This is a genomic window from Devosia alba, from assembly GCF_039938915.1.
Taxonomy (GTDB): Bacteria; Pseudomonadota; Alphaproteobacteria; order Rhizobiales; family Devosiaceae; genus Devosia; species Devosia alba.
Genome location: NZ_JBDUUI010000003.1, coordinates 284,396 through 301,550 on the forward strand (window position 1 = coordinate 284,396; position 17,155 = coordinate 301,550).

14 protein-coding genes are annotated in these 17,155 nt (G+C 62.7%); 4 read left to right on the forward strand and 10 right to left on the reverse strand.

Features of this window, described 5'->3' with window-relative positions; genetic code table 11:
- Positions 1-54: 54 nt before the first annotated feature.
- Both ABFY71_RS06600 and ABFY71_RS06605 read left to right on the forward strand, forming a co-directional pair.
- The gene (locus ABFY71_RS06600; protein ID WP_347945224.1) at positions 55-2,442 is read left to right on the forward strand and encodes an ATP-dependent helicase; all 2,388 of its coding nucleotides are present in this window, start codon (positions 55-57) and stop codon (positions 2,440-2,442) included.
- Between the two features lie 111 nt (positions 2,443-2,553).
- Positions 2,554-3,423 (forward strand): 50S ribosomal protein L11 methyltransferase, encoded by an 870-nt coding sequence (locus ABFY71_RS06605; RefSeq protein WP_347945225.1) that lies wholly within the window; start codon positions 2,554-2,556, stop codon positions 3,421-3,423.
- A 264-nt stretch (positions 3,424-3,687) separates the two neighbouring features.
- On the opposite strand, the gene ABFY71_RS06610 is transcribed toward ABFY71_RS06605, so the two are convergent.
- Positions 3,688-3,819 (reverse strand): hypothetical protein, encoded by a 132-nt coding sequence (locus tag ABFY71_RS06610; protein WP_305577830.1) that lies wholly within the window; start codon positions 3,817-3,819, stop codon positions 3,688-3,690.
- A 121-nt stretch (positions 3,820-3,940) separates the two neighbouring features.
- Positions 3,941-4,075, reverse strand: a complete 135-nt coding sequence (locus tag ABFY71_RS06615) for a hypothetical protein (protein WP_305577828.1) — start codon at positions 4,073-4,075, stop codon at positions 3,941-3,943.
- Between the two features lie 114 nt (positions 4,076-4,189).
- Between ABFY71_RS06615 and ABFY71_RS06620 the strand changes: the two genes are divergently transcribed.
- Positions 4,190-6,013, forward strand: a complete 1,824-nt coding sequence (locus ABFY71_RS06620) for an aminopeptidase P family protein (protein ID WP_347945226.1) — start codon at positions 4,190-4,192, stop codon at positions 6,011-6,013.
- Here the strand turns inward: ABFY71_RS06620 and ABFY71_RS06625 are convergent.
- From ABFY71_RS06625 to ftsZ, 8 genes are all read right to left on the reverse strand, one after another.
- Positions 6,010-6,507 (reverse strand): hypothetical protein, encoded by a 498-nt coding sequence (locus ABFY71_RS06625; RefSeq protein WP_347945227.1) that lies wholly within the window; start codon positions 6,505-6,507, stop codon positions 6,010-6,012. The two genes, ABFY71_RS06620 and ABFY71_RS06625, sit on opposite strands and share 4 nt — an antisense overlap.
- A 110-nt stretch (positions 6,508-6,617) precedes the next feature.
- Positions 6,618-7,076 carry a DUF3828 domain-containing protein gene (locus tag ABFY71_RS06630; RefSeq protein ID WP_347945228.1) on the reverse strand — a complete coding sequence of 153 codons (459 nt, stop codon included), beginning with the start codon at positions 7,074-7,076 and terminating at the stop codon, positions 6,618-6,620.
- A gap of 106 nt (positions 7,077-7,182) precedes the next feature.
- A complete protein-coding gene (locus tag ABFY71_RS06635) occupies positions 7,183-8,463 on the reverse strand; it encodes a hypothetical protein (protein ID WP_347945229.1) in 1,281 nt (426 codons plus the stop codon).
- Between the two features lie 28 nt (positions 8,464-8,491).
- Positions 8,492-10,657, reverse strand: coding sequence for an NAD-dependent DNA ligase LigA (gene ligA, locus ABFY71_RS06640; RefSeq protein ID WP_347945330.1), 2,166 nt, complete (start codon positions 10,655-10,657; stop codon positions 8,492-8,494).
- Between the two features lie 165 nt (positions 10,658-10,822).
- The gene (recN, locus tag ABFY71_RS06645; protein ID WP_347945230.1) at positions 10,823-12,493 is read right to left on the reverse strand and encodes a DNA repair protein RecN; all 1,671 of its coding nucleotides are present in this window, start codon (positions 12,491-12,493) and stop codon (positions 10,823-10,825) included.
- Positions 12,494-12,714: 221 nt separating this feature from the next.
- Entirely contained in the window at positions 12,715-13,551 is an 837-nt protein-coding gene (locus ABFY71_RS06650; protein WP_305577817.1) for an outer membrane protein assembly factor BamD, read from the reverse strand.
- Between the two features lie 91 nt (positions 13,552-13,642).
- Complete coding sequence (gene lpxC / locus ABFY71_RS06655) at positions 13,643-14,599, reverse strand: UDP-3-O-acyl-N-acetylglucosamine deacetylase (RefSeq protein WP_305577815.1); 957 nt, start codon at positions 14,597-14,599, stop codon at positions 13,643-13,645.
- A 108-nt stretch (positions 14,600-14,707) separates the two neighbouring features.
- Positions 14,708-16,381 (reverse strand): cell division protein FtsZ, encoded by a 1,674-nt coding sequence (gene ftsZ, locus ABFY71_RS06660; RefSeq protein ID WP_347945231.1) that lies wholly within the window; start codon positions 16,379-16,381, stop codon positions 14,708-14,710.
- Between the two features lie 243 nt (positions 16,382-16,624).
- Here ftsZ and ABFY71_RS06665 point away from each other — a divergent pair, with 243 nt between their 5' ends.
- Positions 16,625-17,092, forward strand: a complete 468-nt coding sequence (locus ABFY71_RS06665) for a VOC family protein (RefSeq protein WP_347945232.1) — start codon at positions 16,625-16,627, stop codon at positions 17,090-17,092.
- Positions 17,093-17,155 lie beyond the last annotated feature (63 nt).

The window sequence follows — 17,155 nt, forward strand, 5'->3', positions numbered from 1 at the left end:
TCAATCGCCGCGCTGCAGCGCCCGGACCGGCGCGCAGCGATGGAAAGGCCTTCTATGTCCGGTGAATCTCACCCCCCCGCCCGCCCGACAGCCGGGGCCATAACCGGCCAGTTCAAGCGCAGCCAGGTGCCTGACTATCTCGAGGGCCTGAATGCCGAACAGCGCGACGCGGTCGAGAGCCTTGATGGGCCGCTCCTGGTACTGGCCGGCGCCGGGACCGGCAAGACGCGCGTCTTGACCACCCGCATCGCTCATATCCTAAATACCAAGCGCGCCTGGCCGTCCGAAATCCTGTCTGTGACATTCACCAACAAGGCAGCCCGGGAAATGAAGGAGCGCATCGGTCGCCTTGTCGGTGCTGATGTCGAGAGCATGCCATGGCTCGGCACTTTTCACTTCATCGGCGCGCGCATCCTGCGTCGCCATGCCCCGCTTGTCGACCTCAAGTCCGATTTCACCATTCTCGGCACCGACGATCAAATCCGGTTGATGAAACAACTGATCGACGCCGAGAACATCGACGAAAAGCGTTGGCAGGCGAAACACTTGGCGCCGCTGATTGATAGTTGGAAAAATAGAGGTCTTTTCCCAAAGGATGTATCGCCCGCTGAAAGCGCAGGCTTCGCAAACGGCCGCGGCGCGGCGCTCTATGCTGCCTACCAAGCCCGCCTTAAAGTACTCAACGCAGCCGATTTTGGCGACCTACTGCTCGAAAATATCCGCCTGTTCCGCGAATACCCCGACGTGCTGGCAGACTATCATAACCGCTTCAAATACATTTTGGTGGACGAATACCAGGACACAAGCGTCGCGCAGTATCTGTGGCTGCGACTGCTGGCGCAGGGCAAGCCGGCTTCTGCCGCCAACTTATGTGTCGTGGGCGACGACGACCAGTCGATCTATGGCTGGCGCGGCGCCGAGGTCGACAATATCCTGCGCTTTGAAAAGGACTTTCCCGGCGCCAAGGTGATCAAGCTCGAGCGTAATTACCGCTCGACCGGCAATATCCTCAAGGCTGCCTCCAGCATCATCGCTTTCAACGAAGGCCGCCTAGGCAAGACTTTGTACACTGATGTTGGCGAAAAAGGCGAACCTCTTTCAGTCACCTCCGTGTGGGACAGCGAGGAAGAGGCGCGCACCGTAGGCGACGAGATCGAGAACTACCAACGGGCAGGCGAAGCTCTCAATTCTATGGCCATTCTCGTCCGTGCCGCGCACCAGATGCGCTCCTTCGAAGAGCGCTTCATTACGATGGGCCTCAATTACCGCGTCATCGGCGGACCGAAATTCTACGAGCGCAAGGAAATCCGTGACGCCATCGCTTACCTGCGCGTGGTCTCAAATCCATCCGACGGATTGAGCTTCGAACGCATCGTCAACGTACCCAAGCGTGGGTTGGGCGATTCGACCGTGCAGATGCTCTACAACGCCTCGCGCTCGGCGGAGGTATCGCTGCTCGCTGCAACCCGCATGCTGCTCGAAACCGAGGAGCTCAAGCCTAAGCAACGCACTACCCTGCGCGAGTTGATCGGCCAATTCGACCACTGGTCGGCGCAGCTTCAACGCGAGGAAATGCCGGAAGAAAAAGAACTTCGGACTATTCGCTCTGGCATTCCCCATTGGGAACTCGCCGCGCAGATCCTGGACGAAAGCGGCTACACCGCCATGTGGCAGGCTGACAAATCCCCCGACTCGCCAGGGCGCCTTGAAAACCTCAAGGAACTTGTGCGTTCCATGGAGGAGTTCGACACCCTGGGCAGCTTCCTCGAACATATTTCGCTCGTTATGGATCGCGATACTTTAGAAGCCGAAGACGCCGTCTCGATCATGACGCTGCATTCCGCCAAGGGCCTCGAATTTGACACGGTCTTCCTGCCCGGCTGGGAAGAAGGCCTGTTCCCCAGCCAGCGCACCATGGACGAAAGCGGCCGCGCTGGCCTCGAGGAAGAGCGGCGCCTCGCCTATGTCGGCATTACCCGCGCCCGCAAGCGCGCCCGGCTGTCAGTTGCGCAGAACCGCCGCATCAATGGCCTCTGGCAATCGGCCATTCCATCCCGCTTTCTCGATGAACTGCCCGCCGACGCGGTGGAAGTCACCGATACCGGCTCCTCCTATGGCGGCTATGGCTATGGCGGGGGGGCCTCCAGCCGCTTCAACAAGGCTGACCCCTTCGAGAGCGTCTACGAAACCCCCGGCTGGCAGCGCGCCCGCGCCCAGCAGGCTAGTCGCAAGAGCGCCGGCCCAATGACCATTGACGGCGATCTGGTCGCCCGCTCCGTTGATATCGGCAACGACAAATCCGCCTTCACCTTCGGCGAACGCGTCTTCCACCTCAAATTCGGCTACGGCGCCATCGCCGCCATCGAGGGCAACAAGCTGACCATCGATTTCGAAAAGGCCGGGCGCAAGAAGGTGCTGGAGAGTTTTGTTACCAAGGGGTGAGCGGCGATCCACTACCCCTCTGTTCAGGCACCCAAGAGGACCCGGGGACAAGTTCGCATTGACGCCCGCGGGCCGATGGCGCAACAAGGCGCGAAACCTGAGGAAACCGCCATGTCCGTCGATCAGCTCTCTGCCCCGCTCACCAAGGATCAGGCCTATGAACTGGTCGATGCGGTGATGGAGCGCGACGATCTGGCGCTGACCGCCTCGGCACACGAGAATGAAGACACCGGCCAATGGTACTTCGAGGCGGCCTGTGACAGCCCGCCCGACCTTGCAGCCTTTGTTGAGCTGGCACGCCAAACCCTTGGCATTGAAGTGGAATTTTCAGTGTCCCGGATTGATCCCGAAATCAACTGGGTGGCCAGATCGCTGGAGGGCCTGGCCCCGGTGACGGCCGGCGGCTTTTATGTCTATGGCAGCCACGAAACCGGACCCGTGCCCAGCGGGCTGACGGCAATACGGATCGACGCGGCGCAGGCCTTTGGCACTGGCCACCACGAGACCACCACCGGGTGCCTCGAGGCCATCAACCTGCTGCTCAAGCGCCGCAAGCCGCGCCACATGATCGATGTCGGCACCGGCACCGGCGTGCTGGCCATTGCCCTGGCCAAGCGCACCAAAACCCCGGTGATTGCCAGCGATATCGATCCGATTTCGGTCACCACCACCATCGCCAATGCCGAGCAGAACGGCGTCGGCACGCTGATCGTTGCTGTCGAGGCCACGGGGCTAACCCAGTCCACAATAACGCAAAACGGCCCCTATGACCTGATCGTCGCCAATATCCTGGCCGGCCCGCTAATGGCGCTGGCGCCCTCGGTCGGCAAGGCGGCGCAAAAGGGCGCGAGCATTGTTCTGTCCGGGATTCTGGAGCATCAGGCGCGTGGCGTGATCAACGCCTATGCCCGTCAGGGCATGACCCTGACCCAGACGCTGCAGCGCAAGGAATGGACCACGCTGATGCTGGAAATGAAGTAGCAGGCCATTCGATTTCTCGCCCCCGAGAGGGTTTACTGGTTAGCAGACTGTTAACCATTCAGCGTCCCCGAACGGGCGTTGACGGCCTTGGTGTGAGCGTCCACCGCATGACCCTGGGGGCTTGACCCTGAGAGGGTGACGGTCGGTGGTTGTGGCTCCGCAATGGGTAGCGCCACAGCCAGGCGAGCCGACAGATCCCAGACAAGCAAAATCCCCGAAGCGGGCCCCGGGGATCGACATACTCTGCGATGAAATCTTGCGGCCTTATGGGCGCTTGGTGAAGGCGCCGATCAGCTGATGCTGCATGCGATAGCTGACCTGGCGGTTCGATTCGCGACCACGGGCATCGATTACCGAACCCAGTGTCTTGCGAAAATCGTTCATGCTCTCGGTCATCGTCATCTCCATGCACTTGGACGCGTGGTCTGTTGCCATCGTCCTGAGCTGTCTAGGCCAAACCGAGCGTGTCAGTTAGACCCATATCGGCACAGCAGCCCTGCAAGTTTGGCAGGACCGATTACCGCTTTGTTAACGGGCGGTTGGTCTTGCCATAGGTGCGCTCAAACTCGGCGACATAGCGCTTCGCGGTGAGTTCGCGACCGGCAATCATTGCGTCTACTGCGCGGGCGAAGAAATTCTTCTCATTGGCCATGGTTGCTCTCCTGTGTTGTGACACTAAGGTAGGCCTTCTCCTGCGATATGCTATGGGCTGATCGGTCAGGTCAGCCATGAGCCCAGCGCACCTCCCGTCCAAGGACACCGTTATATGACCCTCGCCGCCTTCCCGCCCGCCCTGTTCCAGAGCTTTGAGGAAAAGGCCGATCCCGCCAATGTCGCCCCCCGTCTGGCGGCCCTGCGGCACGCCATGGCCAAGGCCGGGGTCGATGCGTTTCTGGTTCCCCGCGCCGATGCCCATCGCGGCGAGTCGGTACCGCCGGGCGACGCGCGGCTGGCCTATCTCACCGGCTTCACCGGCTCGGCCGGTTTCGCCATTGTCGGTCCCGACAACGCCGGGCTGTTTGTCGATAGCCGCTACACCCTGCAGGCGCCCACCCAGACCGATACCGCGCTGGTCTCGGTGCGGGCCTGGGGGCAAGGTGGCTATGGCACCGAACTGGCCGATTTCGTGCCCAAGGGCGGCACGCTGGCCTATGATCCCTGGCTGCACACGCCCGGCGAAGTGCGTAACCTGACCCGCCAGCTTGCCGATCACTGCAAAGTGGTACCCCACGCCAATCTGGTCGACACCGTCTGGGCGGACCGCCCCGGCGCTCCAGTCAGCGCCATCGAGTTTCTCGGCCACAACCGCGCCGGCCAGACCGCAGGCGACAAGATCAGCGCCATCCAGACCAGTTTGCGCTCTGACAAGGCCGATGCCGCGGTGCTGACCCTGCCCGAATCGATCTGCTGGCTGCTCAACATGCGCGGTCGCGACGTGCCCAATACCCCCTTTGTGCTGGGCTTTGCCATCGTGCCGCAGACCGGTCAGCCGACGCTCTATCTCGATCCGGCCAGGATCACCGATGAACTCACCACGGCCCTTGCGGGCGTCGCCAAAATCGCCAGTACGGCCAGCTTCACCAGCGATCTGGCGGCACTCGGCGCAGTCGATAAAGCGGTGTTGATCGATCCCGCGAGCGTGCCCCAGGCCATCGCCACCACCTTGACCGAAGCTGGCGCCCGGCTGATCGAAAAGGCTGACCCTGTGCTGCTGCCGAAGGCCAGGAAGAACGAGGCCGAACTGGCCGGCATGCGCGAAGCGCACATGCTGGACGGCGTCGCACTGGCCAAATTCCTCGCCTGGTTTGACGCCAATGCCCCACAGGGCGAACTGACCGAAATCGGTATCGTCACCGCTCTTGAAGCCTTCCGGCGCCAGGAGGAGAGCTGCGTTGACGCCAGTTTTGACACCATTTCCGGCGCCGGCCCCAATGGCGCCATTGTGCACTACCGGGTGACAACCAAGACTGATCGTACCCTCAAGCCCGGCGAACTCATGCTGCTCGATAGCGGCGCGCAATATCTATCGGGCACCACCGATATCACCCGGACCCTCTCGACCGGTTCATCGACCCCCGAACAGCGCGACCGCTTCACCCGCGTGCTCAAGGGCATGATCGCCATCTCCACCGCACGCTTCCCCCAGGGCACCAGCGGCGCCCAGCTTGATGTTCTGGCGCGCCAGTTCCTCTGGCAGGATGGCGTCACCTATAGTCACGGCACCGGCCACGGCGTGGGCGCCTATCTGGGCGTCCACGAGGGCCCCATCGGCATTTCGTCGCGCTACCCCACCCCGCTTGAGGAGGGCAATGTGCTTTCCAACGAGCCCGGCTATTACAAGGCTGGCGAATACGGCATCCGCATCGAAAATCTGATCACGGTGCGCGCGAGCACCGATTTCCCCGACTATCTGGAGTTCGAAACGCTCACCCTGGCCCCCATCGACACCCGGCTGATCGAACCCGCCCTGCTCAGCCCGGCCGAACGCAACTGGCTCAATGCGTATCATCAGCGGGTGTACGACGAGATCGGCCCCAAGCTCGACGGCCCGGTGCGGTCATGGCTCAAGGCGGCCACGGCAGCGCTTTAGAATCCCAGCGGATCATAGGTCAGCGCCCAGCTCAGCAGCCAGTGGTCGTCGGGGCCCAGGGCCGCGACATCGTCGACCTTCCAGCCATCCGCCTCGCGCACCGTGGCAATGGCCAGCAGGCGTGGATGGTCGAAATTGTGGTAGCTGACATTGATGATGGCGCGGTCGCCACTGATGGTGGCCTCGCCGACGCTGAGGTCGAACAGTAGCGCGCTGGCATCGGGCAGGAACGGGTTGAACATCTGCGCCGCCACGAAGGGCGCGCCGGTGACGGCGGCATCATCGGCAAAGACGTTGTTTTCCACCGCCTGCTCGTAGATTCCCTGAAGACGCTGCGAATAAAAGCTGTTGGGGGCGCTGGCATGCGCCCCCGGCTGGTATTCGGCATAGATGGCGCTCACCAGCGCCTTGGGATCGCCATAGCGCTCGGCGCCCAGCGCCGGGCCGCTCAGCAGCAGCCCCGCCAGCACCAGCATTGCTCCAGTTTGTTGCATGCCCCGTCTCCCTACATGATGGCAAAACGCTAGTGCCCGGCCATGGCGCGACTGTGATCGTGCCATGGCCAAACTGCGGCAGGCGATTACCATTTGGCAATCTGGCAGGCTCAGTTGCCGGCGGCGGCAGCAAAGATCTCGCTCAGGCGATACTGGTTTTCCGGATTGCCCGAGACCACGTCGTCGATCTTCCAGCCATTTTCGTTCACCAGTTCAAAGGTGAGGCTGCGCGGCTCGCCGAAATTGCGGAAGCTGACATCCACAATCGCCTCAGCGCCAACAATGGTGGGCGTGCCGATCTGGAATTCGGTGAGATCAAAATCCTGGCCGTCGACATAGGGATCGAAACTGATGGCGCCCATTTCCCCCGGCGGGGTGATTTCGGCGTCATTGTCATGGAGCGCCTGCAGAGCCGCTGAGCGGAAAGGGGCTTCATCGTCGTAGAACTCGCCGGTAAAATAGGGGGCATAGAAGTCCTCGAGCAGGGCCTCTGGAGTGTCATAGGTCTGGGCTGCAGCCAGACCGGTCAGGGCCAGCACCATTCCGGCAATAAGGGCAACAAGACGCATTCGTCATCTCCGGGTGGGCGGCCTAAGTGAGGCCTGTCGCAACAGACACAGCCAAATGGGGAAGGTTTGACAGGGCGGCGTGTCGCCAGCCGCCCCGGCATTAAACTCAGTTGAACCAGAAGGCGTAGTTGGGGAACGCGTCGCCAAACGCCGCATTGCCCGCAGCAAAGCTCTCCGCATCGGCAATCGGGCCGTCCTTGAGAAACGGCAGGGCGTCCTGTCCGGCCAACAACATCACCAGATCGGTGCGCTCGGCACTGTCGAAATAGGCCTTGAGATCAAAGCCCTGGGCAAAGCGCCAATGCGGAATCAGCAATTGGCCATCGATGATCTGGTCGAGCACGTCGAGCGTCTCCCGCCAGGCGGCAACGCCCGCCGCCGTCACCGGCATGCCATCGAGCAGGCTGGTCTGGTCCGGATTGGGAATGACCTCGCGGTCATCATCGGTCTCGGCCAGGATCAGCTCCCAGTTGCGCCGCGACAGCGCCGTGACCTGCTTGAGCTGATCGGGAATGCTGGCCAGCAGGGCTTTGTCGATCACCGAGAAATTCAGCGTGTGAATGCCCGCAATGATATCGGCGATCGACGCATCGCTGTCGGGATCCATGACCAGGCTGCCCACCCCATCCATGCCTTGCATGGGCAGACCTGCCTGGGGAAATACCCGATGCAGATAGGCGTTGAAGAAATCCTCGAAATCATGGGCCATCAGCCAGTCCAGCTGTGCGCCCACCAGTTTGGTGTAGCCGGCCAGCCAGATGGCATCGGCCGGATCAAAGCCGAGCGTGCCATCCTGCACCGGCGGCCCCTTGCGCTTGGTCTTGCCCATGGGCGCGATGGCTGTGTCCGGTACAAAATCCTGACCGAGCAGGGGCAACAGCACCGTGGCCAGGGTTTCTTCCGGCGCCGTGGTGCCATCGCCATTGAAGTCGAGCCTGGCCTTGAGCAGGTCGATCGGCAGCACATAATCGGCACCATCGGCGCCACCACAGACGAACGCCGCCTGGGCCGCTGCGAGGTCGCTGCGGAAATCGGCCAGCACGGTGCGCAGGGCCGGATAGCGCAGCGCTTCGGGCGCCGGATTGAGCACTACCGGCGGCTCTGCCTCGCCGATGCCCAGCAGCATTGCCGCTGCCGGCGTGTCGGGCGCCGTACCGCCATAGCGATAGAAATCCTGCGCCAGCCCTTCCAGCGCCCCTGCCAGACCCAGCATGGCCCAGCCAAAGCAGGCTTCGGGCTCGCCCGCGTCCTTGCCAGCGGCCAGCGCCGCCTGCCCCGCGCCGATGCTGCCCGCGTAGAGATGGCTGGCCAGCAACTCGCCCGTCTCACTGGCCTGCACCGTCACCGGCAGCAACACGGCTGCTGCCAAAACACCCAATAATCGCATCCCGTTCTCCCTGACGGCGTCTGGGCGCTTAGCCGACGCGCTCGAACCATTCATCTTCGCTGATCACCTCGACACCGAGCTCTTCAGCCTTTTTCAGCTTGGACCCGGCGCCCGGCCCCGCCACCAGAATATCGGTGGCCGCCGAGATCGACCCGGCCACCTTGGCGCCTAACCGTTCGGCCATCGCCTTGGCCTCCGAGCGGGTCATCCGCTCCAGCGAACCGGTGAACACCACCGTCTTGCCTGCCACCGCACTATCGGCAGCAATTGTGACCACATAAGGCTTGGGATGCACCTCGGCCAGCAGATCGTCCAGTGCTTCAATGTTGCGGTCATTGGCAAAAAACGCCATGACCGACGAGCGCACCGTATCGCCAATGCCGTTGATCTGGGGAAAGACGGCGTGCTTGTCGCCCTCGGCATGCGCCGCCGCCGAGGCGGTGTCGCGAAAGGCCTCCATGGTGGTGAAGGTCTTGGCCAGCAGTGCCGCCGTGGTCTCTCCGACATGGCGGATACCCAGCGCGTAGATGAAACGATCCAGCTCCGGTTCCCGCCGGGCCTCGATCGCGTCAAACAGCTTCCTGACCGAAGTGGCGCCAAAGCCATCCACATCCTTGAGCTTTTTCACCGACCGCTCGTCGCGGGCCCTCAGCGTGAAGATATCGGCCGGTCGGGCGATGCGCCCCTCCTCGTAGAACTGGGTCACCTGCCGGTCGCCCAACCCGTCGATATCCATGGCGTCGCGCGCCACGAAATGCTTGAGCTTTTCGATTGCCTGGGCCGGACAGACCAGCTCGCCGGTGCAACGGCGCTTGGAGTCCACCTTGCCGGTCTTCTCATTGACCTCGCGAATGGCTGGCGAGCCACACACCGGGCAGGTTTCGGGGAACACGAAGGGTTTGGCATCGGCGGGGCGCTTGTCCAGCACCACATCAACGATCTGCGGAATGACGTCGCCAGCCCGCTGGACGATGACGGTGTCGCCAATGCGCAGATCGACGCCATTGCGGATCGGCGCGCCATCATTGCCCAACCCCTTGATGTAATCCTCATTGTGCAGCGTGGCATTCTCCACCACCACCCCGCCCACCGTCACCGGCGCCAGCCGCGCCACCGGCGTCAGCGCGCCGGTGCGGCCGACCTGAATGTCGATACCGGTCAAGATCGTGGTGGCCTGCTCGGCCGGAAATTTGTGGGCAATCGCCCAGCGCGGCGCCCGGGCGACGAAGCCCCAGCGCTGCTGCAGCGCCAGATCGTCGAGCTTGTAGACCACGCCATCAATGTCATAACCCAGCGTGGCGCGCTGCGCTTCGATGGCACGATAATGCGCCAGCAGCGCCTCAATGCTGTCGGTGCGGATCATCAGCGGCGTGGTGACAAACCCCCATTGCTTGAATTTCTCCACCGCTTCGCCCTGGGTCGCTGCCGGCGGTTGCGGCTGGCCAGCTGCATTCTCCGAGATTCCCCAGGCATAGGCGAAGAAGTTCAAATTCCGGCTGGCGGTAATCTCGGGGTTTTTCTGCCGCAGCGAACCGGCCGCAGTATTGCGCGGATTGACGTAATCCTGCCCGCCAAACTTGGCCGACTGCGCCTTGAGCCGCTGGAACTCGGCGTGGCTCATATAGACCTCGCCGCGGATCTCGATCACCGCTGGCCAGCCCGAGCCCTTGAGCTCTTTGGGGATGTCCTTGATGGTCTTGAGGTTCTCGGTGATGTCCTCGCCTTCAGTACCATCGCCGCGCGTCGCCCCGCGCACGAAAACGCCGTTCTCGTAGCGCAGCGAGGCCGACAGCCCGTCAATCTTGGGCTCGGCGGTGAAATAGAGTTTGAAATCGGGATCGCGCGCAAATTCCTTCTCGAAGAACTTCCGCCCCCGCGCCACGAAATCAGCGACGTCGGCGTCATCGAACGCATTGCCCAGGCTGAGCATGGGGATGCCGTGCCTGACCTTGGCAAAGCCCTCGGCCGGAGCAGCGCCCACGGCTGCCGATGGGCCGTCTGGCAGCACCAGCGCCGGAAACCGCTGCTCGATCGCCTCATTGCGGCGACGCAGCGCGTCATAATCGGCGTCGCTGATCTCGGGCGCATCTTTCTGGTGATAGGCGATATCGGCCTCGGCCATGGCCGCCGCCAGCCGCTCCAGCTCGGCCCGGGCCTCGGGTGGGCTGAGGGTATCGACGGGTTTGTTGGACAGGTCGGTCATGGGGATACTCGGGAAGCAGAACATTGTAACAGTTTGAGGAGCATACCCCCACCTCGCCTCCCCCTGAAGGGGGAGGAATTCGGGCGGTGGATCTGGCACCATCCCGCCCCACACCCGATCTATCCCTCCCCCTTCAGGGGGAGGTTAGGTGGGGGCCTACCCCACTTCACTCAGCAGCTTGCTTGCCGCCGCACGCGCCTCGTCGGTCACCTGCGCCCCGGCCAGCATGCGGGCCACCTCTTCCTGGCGGGCGGCGCTGTCGAGCGGCTTGACGTGGGTACGCATGAAGGCGCCTTCCTTGACCATCTGTTTTTCGATCAGCAGATGGCGCTGGGCGCGGGCGGCGACCTGCGGCGCGTGGGTAACGGCCAGCACCTGCACCTTGCCCGCCAGCCGCGCCAGACGGCGGCCAATGGCATCGGCCACCGCGCCGCCCACCCCGGTGTCGATTTCGTCAAAGATCAGCACCGGCGCCGAGCCCCGGTCAGCCAGCACCACCTTGAGCGCCAACAGGAACCGGCTGAGCTCGCCGCCCGAGGCCACCTTGAGCAAGGGACCGGCAGCAGTGCCCGGATTGGTCTGCACGTGAAAGGCGATCTGGTCAAAGCCGGTGGCGGCAATGCGGCTGGTATCGATCTGGTGGTCGACGATGAACTTTGCCGCGCCCAGCTTGAGCTCGGGCAATTCCATCCCGACCGCCTGGCCCAGCGCCTTGGCGGCCTTGGCGCGGCCGGCGCTCAGCGTTTCGGCCAGTGCGCGATAGCGCGCCAGCGCCTTGGCCTGCGCCGCTTCCAGCGCCACCAGCCGCGCTTCGCCACTCTGCAGGGTTTCAAGATCGGCGCTGTATTTGGCCAGCACGTCGGCCAGTCCGTCACAGCTGGTCTGGTGCTTGCGGGCCAGCGCACGCAGCGCGAACAGCCGCTCCTCGACATCTTCAAGCTCGGCCGGATCATAGGCCATCTCGCGCTTCAGCGCCTCGAGCGTGTCGCTGGTGTGATCAAGGCTGGTCAGCGCGGTGTCGATGCTGTCGACAATCGGCTGGAACAGGCTGGCGCCGCCATCGATCTTGCGCATCAGCCGCCGCATCAGGCTGGCCAGCGCCGGGGCCGGCGCGCTGGGACCGTTGAGCATCTCGTCGATCTCGCCGACATCGGATGCCGAACGCTCCACCTGTTGCAAATGCGTGCGCCGCGCCGCCAGCTCATCCTCTTCGCCCGGCTGCGGCTTGATCTTGGACAGTTCGTCCACCGTATGGCGGGCATAGTCCTCGGCGGCCAGTGCCTCGGCGACCTGGGCCTGTTGCTCGGCCACGGCTGCGCTGGCCTCGCTGAGCGCCTCCCAGGCATCGCGCAGTTGCACCACGCCGGCCTCCAGCTCGCCAAACGCATCCAGCGCGGCGCGATGGGTCGCCGCATCGACCAAAGCACGATCATCGTGCTGGCCGTGAATTTCCACGATCTGGCTGCCGACACGCTGCAGCAGTGCCGCCGACACCGGCTGGTCATTGATAAAGGCGCGGGTGCGGCCATCGGCAAACTGCACGCGGCGCAGAATGATATCCTCGTCATCGGGGATGGCATTGTCGCGCAGGGCTGCGCGGGCCGGATGATCGGCCGCCAGTTGCAGCACCGCCACCACCTGCCCGCTCTGCTGGCCGCTGCGCACCAGTGACGCGTCACCACGCCCGCCCAGCGCCAGCGTCAGGGCATCGAGCAGAATGGATTTGCCGGCCCCGGTCTCCCCCGTCAGCACGGTCATGCCGCCGTCGAGGGCCAGATCAAGCTGGTCGATCAGGACGATGTTGCGAACCGAGAGCGCGTTCAGCATGCGCAGTTACATCCCAGATTGCGTGAGGGGTAGCGCCTGCCAACCCGTTACACCGCACGTTACCATCCCGGCAGCCCTCCCGCGAAACCACGAATCGCGCTTTCGCACAGGAAGGCGATGGCCGCGGGTCCGCCGGTGATGCCGGGTCCGTTGCGTTCCACAAACGAACTGGGGCGCATCATAGCGCCCCAGAACAAACTAGCAACAAAATCTTGCAGCGGCTACTTGCGCAGCCCGGCCATCCAGCTGCCACTATTGACGGTCGGCGCCAGACCCTGCTTGCCCAGCAAGGCAAACGCCTTCTGGTACCAGCTGCTGTTCGGATAATTGTGACCCAGCACGGCAGCCGACGTCATGGCCTCATTGGTCAGGCCCAGCAGCAGATAGGCCTCGGTCAGGCGGTACAACGCCTCCTCGATATGGGTCGAGGTCTGCCAAGTCTCCACCACGACGCGGAAGCGGTTGATCGCTGCGGTGTACTGGCCATTGCCCAGATAGTAGCGTCCCACCGACATTTCCTTGCCGGCCAGCTGGTCATAGGCCACCAGCAGCTTTTCCCTGGCGTCCTCGGCGTAATCGGATTTGGGATAGTTGGAAATCAGCAGCCGATAGGTATCGATCGCATCGGCCGAAAGTTGCTGGTCGCGGGTGATGTCCTTGATCTGGGCAAAGTAGGAATTTGCCTTGAGATACATCACATAGGGCGCGTCCTTGCCATTGGGGTAAACCGCCAGATAGCGGTCCGCCGCCAGAATGGCGTCATCAAGCTTGTTGGCGCGGTAATTGGCGAACACCTGCATCAGCTTGGATTTTTCCGTCAGCGGATCGCGCGGATGCTGCCGGTCCAATTGCTGCAAGGACTTGATGGCGGTGGCGTAATATTGCCGGTCCATATCGTCCAGCGCCTTCTGGTACAGCGTCTGGGCCGGAATGATCGGCTCATCCTTGACCTTGCTGGGCCCGAACAGCGAGCAGCCAGCCAGCACGACCGCGACCAGCGCAATCGTCAGGAACCGGGCGGCCCGGCTGGTGAAACCACCGAAAACATCAACTGTCACGAACTGCCCCGTCTTTCATAGGAAAACCGCACTGCTTGCGGCCTATTGAGAAATTGGATCAAAACTGTGGCGCGCGGCGCCCCTGTCGAGCCTAGCGCACGGACCGCAAATAGTGATTGACCGCCAAACCTTCGGGCTGCTCATCAAATGCCTGAAACTCGAGCGGCAGATCTTCTGCGTCCACTATCTCATAATTGGCCTCACTGGAGAAGAGACCGGCCAACACATGCGCGTTCAACCCGTGACCGCCCTTGTAGGAGCGGAACCGGCCCCAGATCGGCAGGCCACCCAGCGACAGATCGCCAATGGCATCCAGCAGCTTGTGCCGCACAAACTCGTCCTCGTAGCGCAGCCCACCGGGGTTGAGCACGCGATTCTCGTGCACGGTGATGGAATTATCCAGGCTGGAGCCCAGCGCGTAGCCGGCCTGACGCAGGATCTTGGCGTCACGGGCAAAGCCAAAGGTGCGGGCGCGCGACACATCGTCGTAATAGCGACGCGGCGTCCAGTCGAAGATCATGCGCTGGCGACCGATGACCTTGCTGTCAAAGTCGATTTCGAGATCGAGCGAGCGGCCATTATAGGGTTCGAGCGCCGCAAAGGCGTCATTGTTGCGTACCGTCACGGCCCGCATGATTTTGAGGAATTTGCGCTGCGCCGGCTGAATTTCCAGGCCCACCTTGAGGATGGCCTCGGCATAGGGGCGCGCACTGCCATCCAGAATGGGGCATTCGCTGCCATCAATGGTAATCAGCGCATTGTCGACGCCCATGCCGCTGAGCGCCGAGGTCACATGTTCAATGGTGGCGACGCTGACGCTGTCGCCCAGATCAAGCGTGGTGCAAAGCGTGGTGCGGCTGACCCGCGAAAAATGCACCTTGACCGGCGCCGTTGTGGTGCCGTTTTCGAGCGTGCGGCTAATGACATAACCACTATCGGCCGGCGCTGGCCCGATCGTCAGATTGACCGGTTGCCCGCTATGTACCCCGTAGCCAGAGAAGTCGATGGCGGCCGCGAGGGTACGCTGGCGCGTATTCAATTTCTGCATACTCGAAATACTCCGACCCCAGCCCATTCGCCCGAGGTTTGTACTAGCCAAAAAAAACTCGGTGCGAAAGCCGCACCGAGCAATGTTTCAGTATCTGTGCCCAGCCAATTAACCGTGCTTGCGCAGGAATGCCGGAATCTCGAGGCTCTCTTTCTGCGGCGCCGAGGACGGCTGGCGACCATGCGCATCGAGGCCGCCATGGGCACCTTCGGCTGGCGCGGCAACGCGGGAAGTCCTTGTGCCGCCTGCCTCTATGGCGCTACGGGCAGCATTGTCATCAGCGGCGAATTGCGGCGCCTCCTGCCTGTCAGCCACATGAGGCTGACCCAGATTCAGGCCAACATTGGAGGCCAAACGCTTGAAGAGAGCCCGTGCATTGCGCGGCTCGGCATCCACACGTTCCGCTGCGTCCTGTGTCCGCCGCGCAACAGCAGGCAGTTCCTCGGTGCGCGGCATACGGCGCTGACCCTCGGGACGGACGGCATGGGAAGGCACATAAGCGCTGGGTACAGGTGAGTCGTCAGCCATGGTCAGCTCGTCATCGTCCTGCGGTGCCACAGACGCCGCCGGGATATAGGGCTCGACCATGACGCCATCATCGTCCTGAACCGACGCGCTTGGCGTGAAGGTTTCAAACGAGAAGGCTTCGGCAACGGCCGATTCGACCTGCTGCTCGATCTGCTCGGTCACCGCAGTTGGCGAGACGACAGCAGCACGCGCAATGCTGGGCTGGCTCGGCTCGACGGGCACATGGCGGCGCACTTCGAGTGGCGTACGCGAAGCATGCGGCTTGGCGGGTTCGAGCGCCTGCACCATGGTGGCGTCGGTGCCAGTGGCGACAACGGAGACGCGGATCGTGCCGGTCAGGCTCGGATCATAGGTGGCGCCCAGGATGATATTGCAGTCGGGATCGACTTCCTCGCGGATACGGCTGGCCGCTTCGTCGACTTCGTACAGGGTCAGGTCAGGGCCGCCGGTGATGGAGATCAGCAGGCCCCGTGCGCCCTGCATCGACACATCGTCGAGCAGCGGATTGGCAATGGCAGCTTCGGCAGCGTGGCGCGCCCGGTCTTCGCCCGATGCTTCGCCGGTACCCATCATCGCCTTGCCCATGCCGCGCATCACGGCGCGCACGTCGGCGAAGTCGAGATTGATCAGGCCTTCCTTGACCATCAGATCGGTAATGCAGGCAACGCCCGAGAACAGCACCTGGTCGGCCATCGCGAATGCGTCGGCAAAGGTGGTCTTCTCATTGGCGACCCGGAACAGGTTCTGGTTCGGGATGACGATCAGCGTATCAACATGACGATGCAGCTCATCAATGCCATCATCAGCCAGACGCGTCCGCCGGTTGCCTTCGAAATTGAACGGCTTGGTGACCACGCCAACGGTCAGAATGCCTTGTTCGCGCGCTGCCCGAGCCACAACGGGCGCAGCGCCGGTACCGGTACCACCGCCCATGCCGCAGGTGATGAACACCATGTGCGAGCCGGAAAGGTGATCATTGATCTCGTCCCAGCTCTCTTCGGCGGCCGCGCGGCCAACTTCGGGGTGCGAGCCAGCGCCCAGGCCCTCGGTAACGCCGACGCCGAGCTGGATGATGCGCTGCGCCTTGGACAGGGCCAGGGCCTGCGCATCGGTATTGGCGACGACGAAATCTACGCCATCAAGCCCGGATTCAATCATGTTGTTGACGGCATTGCCGCCACCACCGCCAACACCGAATACGGTGATGCGAGGCTTGAGCTCCTGGATATCGGGGATGGTGAGGTTGATAGTCATGAAGGGCCTCATAGTGGCGTGGTTGGTAAAGATTTACCCTCCCAAACGTTAACCGGCCCCTAACAATTGTCTCACCAGTGTTAACGTGATCGCAAAATGCGACTCCAATCGGTTACCGATTGAGCCGCCATTAACCAAACGGGTCCGCAGCCACAGAGGATGTCGAACAGGCCTCTACTGGCTCGTCGTGGCTGTGTGACCGATACCCAGGCATCGGGCCTGGCGGCAGCACGGAGAAAGACCATGACCAAAATCATGCCTTGCCTGTGGTTCGATGAGCGCATTGACGAGGCGATCACGTTTTACACCAGCACTTTCAAGTCGGCGAAGGTGCTCGAAATTACCCATCAGGGCCCTGATGGGCCCGCCTTTACCGCCATCATCGAGCTGGAAGGGCACAAATTCATGCTGCTCAATGGCGGCCCCGACTGGCGCTATCCTTTCACCGAGGCGGTCAGCTTCATGATCGACTGCGCCGATCAGGCCGAGATCGACTATTTCTGGAGCAGCTTCGTCGACAATGGTGGCGAGGAAAGCATGTGCGGCTGGTGCAAGGACCGCTTTGGCCTTTCCTGGCAGGTTGTGCCCAGACAGATGTATGACACCGTTCTTGGCCCCGACAAGGCGGGCGCCCAACGCGCCACGCAAGCCATGCTGCAGATGCGCAAGCTCGACGTCGCAGCTTTGCAGAAGGCCTATGCTGGCGGGTAAGGCCGCACATGACGATTGGCGGGGGATTGAGGCTGCGCTAGGCTGATCGTCTCGCCCACCTGA